Origin of the sequence: Yoonia sp. (assembly GCF_017854415.1) — a bacterium.
Taxonomy (GTDB): Bacteria; Pseudomonadota; Alphaproteobacteria; order Rhodobacterales; family Rhodobacteraceae; genus Yoonia.
The window spans coordinates 1-3233 of the sequence record NZ_JAFMHR010000208.1 but is presented as its reverse complement, the minus strand read 5'-3'; the positions used below and the strand labels follow the sequence as shown (position 1 = coordinate 3233).

Here is a 3233-nt window from a genome sequence, read left to right as displayed (position 1 = left end):
CTTTGGGAAAAGCGGGTCGATGCATTGATGATCATCGCATCAGCGCATGGGCATTTCACCGTCGACGGTCTGCGCCGCGTCCTAGAGGATATGGGTCCAGACGCATTTGAGACGATGACATATTACGAACGCTGGATTGCCTCGGTAAACCAAAACCTGATCGAGGCGGGCGTTTACACAACAAGCGAACTTGCGCAGCGCATGACAGCCGTTGCCGCACGTGGTGCAACCTATGGCGAGGCTGCAAGTGACTGATCGCACCTACATGCGCGTGCGCCACGACATGCCACCCGGCCATGTGCGCACGCCTGCATATCTGCGCGGCAAAATCGGCTGGGTCGAACGCACCCTTGGCCCGTTCCCTAACCCCGAACAACTGGCTTACCGTCACGCCGGACAGCCCCTGCCCTTGATGCGTCTACGCTTTACCATGGCCGAAGTTTGGGGCAATGCCGCAGACGGACATCAAGACACCATTGACGCGGAAATCTACAGCCATTGGCTTGAACCGGCGGACGCACCACATGCCCCATGATCACCACGACCACCTTTCACCATCGGGCCATCCTTACCGCCCTGATGATGACCACCCGCTGACCTATTGGCAGCAGATGGAAATCGCAGTGCGCGAGTTGCTGATCGAAAAAGGCGTGACAACCGCCCAAGACATCAACGCCCAAATCGACGCAATGGATGCGCGCACCCCTGCAAACGGGGCCGCCGTAGTTGCGCGGGCCTGGACCGACCCAGCGTTTCGAACCGCGCTGCTTGAAGACGCAAGCACGGCCACCCGCGAGATGGGTTTTGACATCGGACCGATGCGATTGATTGCGCTTGAAAACACAGCTGACGTCCACAACATCGTCGTCTGTACACTTTGCTCATGCTACCCGCGCAATCTGCTTGGGTTACCACCCGATTGGTACAAATCACGGGCTTACCGGTCACGTACGGTGAAAGAGCCACGCAAAATCTTGGCAGAGTTCGGTGTGACTTTGCCCGAAAATACCACCGTGCGCGTGCACGACAGCACGGCTGACATGCGCTATATCGTCATTCCGCACAGACCTGCGGGCACCGATGACTGGACCGCGGACGCGCTAGGCGCATTAGTAACCCGCGACAGCATGATCGGCACCGGTCTAGCAAAGCTGCCATCAGCCTGATGACGAAACCCCGTGGAACGATCACAGACAGGCTGACAAATGCGGTCTTTCGCGGGCTGATCGGGGGCTTGAAACTGCTGCCGTACCAGACGCGCGTCCCATTGATGGGACGTGTGATGCGATCTGTCCTGGGACCAGTCGCAGGCTACAAACGGCGCGCCGAGAATAATCTCGCGATGATTTATCCTGAAATGCCCGCGCCCAAGCGACGCCAGATCGCTGCAGCATGCTGCGATAATTTTGGCCGTACCTTGATTGAGAATTACAGCTGGCGGGAACTTGGCGCGCGCATGGCCAAGTCAGAACCAACCGGCGCTGGCCTAGACCACCTTGTCAAAGCTGCAGCCGAGAACCGCCCCGTCATTTTTGTCACCGGACATTTTGGCAATCACGAAGCGGCCCGTCATCTGTTGACCAATATGGGCTATGATGTTGGTGGCTTTTACCGCCCAATGAATAATCAATTTTTCAACAACCACTACGTTGAAACCATGTCGGCTTGGGGTGGACCGGTCTTTGCCAAAGGCAAAAACGGCACGATTGGTTTTGTGCGACATCTGCGAGATGGCGGCATGGGTACGATCTTTTTCGATGTGGCATCCCGCGAAGAAACCATTCCCTTTATGGGCCACCCTGCACGCACGTCACTGTCGCCTGCGAAAATTGCTCTCCGGCTCAACGCACTTGTCATCCCCTACTTTGCCATTCGTCAACCTGACGGCCTCAGCTTTCAAGTCGAGGTCGAGGCACCAATCGCCCACTCAGATCCACGCGACATGATGATCAAGATGAACGCGCGGCTTGAGGCACAGATCGCACGCAATCCTTCCCAATGGTTCTGGGTGCATCGTCGCTGGAAATAATGGGCTAGCGCAGTTTTGCAGCGCCAGCGATTGGGCCATGCCCATTCTGCTGGACAATCACAACAACGCCGTCAGAACCCACAGCGGCCGCATTAAGCGTCAATGCTGTCAGCCCGTCCCACCGACCTATCACATCCCAGGACTTGACGATATTCGCATAGCTAAACGTGCGTCCTGCATTTTCGCCCCGCCGGATCGCTACTGTCTCTTCGGGTGTAAACCGCACCAGCTGCACAATATAATCCCCACGCGATATAGCCGTCGCATTGATTTGGATCGCGTCACCGCTGCGCGTCAGTGTCACATTCACCGGATTGCCGCGGCGCGCTTGCGCTTGAACAGCGTCCATAACTTGCATGGGACGCGAACCGACGACATGATCCACGCCGCCAATCACCATTTGCGGGGTGTAGACTGTCGTCGCGCGTGCCGCTTGCGCATATCCATGTTGGCGGCGTGTATTCTCGGGACGTCCAAAGACGTCTTTCCAGCCGATATAATCCCAGTAATCGACATGCAGTGCCAAGGCGATCACGTCATCCCGTTTGGCTAAATCATGCAGCATCGCATCTGCGGGCGGACAAGATGAACACCCTTGCGATGTGAATAGCTCGACCACGACCGGTCCATTTTGCGCCATCAATGTTGTTGCTTGAAGGAAGCCCAGAAAGGAAAGTACGGCGATAAGATAGCGCATTGAGGGCCCCGAGTTTTTATTACCTGTCCGGTTTAGTTAGCTTTGCCTGAAATGACCAATCAAGCAATTGCGAGTGTATCGCGAGGAATGTTTCAGACTTCCGCACAGAAATACGTCGAATTGTGTGCAATGGTATACTAAAAATGCCGCACCCCCCTTGATCGCCCTTTGTGTATGGGGCAAAAGCGCAGGTAATAGCCTTGCTCTTGCATCAGCCACGAAAGGGATCGCCATGACAATTACAGTCGGCAAAGACACCGCAAAGACCCGCAAAACCCTCACAGTTGGTGACCAATCGGTCGCTTACTATTCTATTCCCGCGGCCCAAGCGGCCGGTTTGGGCGATTTTTCCAAGCTTCCTGCCGCATTGAAAGTAGTTCTTGAGAATCTTCTGCGCTTCGAAGACGGTGGTTTCTCAGTTTCCGTAGACGATATCAAAGCGTTCTCGGCTTGGGCCGACAACGGCGGCAAGAACCCCCGCGAAATCGCTTACCGCCCTGCCCGCGT

General features: G+C 55.9%; 5 protein-coding genes and 1 pseudogene. 5 read left to right on the top strand and 1 reads right to left on the bottom strand.

The window, feature by feature from the left end:
* From QZ197_RS15485 to QZ197_RS15470, 4 genes are all read left to right on the top strand, one after another.
* On the top strand, positions 1 to 255 hold a 255-nt coding region (locus QZ197_RS15485; protein WP_296433087.1), incomplete at its 5' end, for an SH3-like domain-containing protein.
* The gene (locus QZ197_RS15480; RefSeq protein ID WP_296433085.1) at positions 233 to 535 is read left to right on the top strand and encodes an SH3-like domain-containing protein; all 303 of its coding nucleotides are present in this window, start codon (positions 233 to 235) and stop codon (positions 533 to 535) included. The genes QZ197_RS15485 and QZ197_RS15480, both read left to right, overlap by 23 nt.
* Positions 525 to 1166: a nitrile hydratase subunit alpha gene (gene nthA, locus QZ197_RS15475; RefSeq protein ID WP_296433084.1), complete on the top strand. Its 642-nt coding sequence runs from the start codon at positions 525 to 527 to the stop codon at positions 1164 to 1166. The genes QZ197_RS15480 and nthA overlap by 11 nt, the downstream gene beginning before the upstream one ends.
* Positions 1166 to 2029 carry a lysophospholipid acyltransferase family protein gene (locus QZ197_RS15470; RefSeq protein ID WP_296433082.1) on the top strand — a complete coding sequence of 288 codons (864 nt, stop codon included), beginning with the start codon at positions 1166 to 1168 and terminating at the stop codon, positions 2027 to 2029. Before nthA ends, QZ197_RS15470 begins: the two co-directional genes overlap by 1 nt.
* Before the next feature lie 4 nt (positions 2030 to 2033).
* Here the strand turns inward: QZ197_RS15470 and QZ197_RS15465 are convergent, their stop codons facing one another.
* Positions 2034 to 2726: a DUF1223 domain-containing protein gene (locus QZ197_RS15465; RefSeq protein ID WP_296433080.1), complete on the bottom strand. Its 693-nt coding sequence runs from the start codon at positions 2724 to 2726 to the stop codon at positions 2034 to 2036.
* Positions 2727 to 2958: 232 nt separating this feature from the next.
* Here QZ197_RS15465 and QZ197_RS15460 point away from each other — a divergent pair.
* Positions 2959 to 3233, top strand: a pseudogene (locus QZ197_RS15460) (aconitate hydratase); the annotation flags it as partial.